This is a genomic window from Pseudomonas typographi (genome assembly GCF_014694385.1).
Classification (GTDB): domain Bacteria; phylum Pseudomonadota; class Gammaproteobacteria; order Pseudomonadales; family Pseudomonadaceae; genus Aquipseudomonas; species Aquipseudomonas typographi.
In genome coordinates, this window is the sequence record NZ_JAAOCA010000187.1 from 1 (window position 1) to 255 (window position 255).

At 56.1% G+C, this 255-nt stretch carries 1 protein-coding gene; it reads right to left on the bottom strand.

Annotated features, from left to right (window positions below; genetic code table 11):
- The coding region (locus HAQ05_RS29005) for a hypothetical protein (RefSeq protein ID WP_238936627.1) at positions 1–255 on the bottom strand (255 nt) is incomplete at both ends.

Genomic DNA, 255 nt, shown 5'->3' on the forward strand with positions numbered 1-255 from the left:
CAGCGGCTCTGACGATGGCGCGGCGCATGGTTATGCATCTATCAGCGGCCCAGTCTTCACTGATAGAGTCAACCTCTACGTAGTACGAATGGCATATAACATCCATCGCTAGCGTCGACATCAGCCGAAGCGCATCGCCGTCATCGGTGAGCGGGTTCCAGCTTTCGACGAGACAACTCTCCGGGTACCCTGGAATTGCGACTACAGCCTCTCCGGAGGAATTGAAGAACTTGATGTCTATCCCGGCCGCCTTCG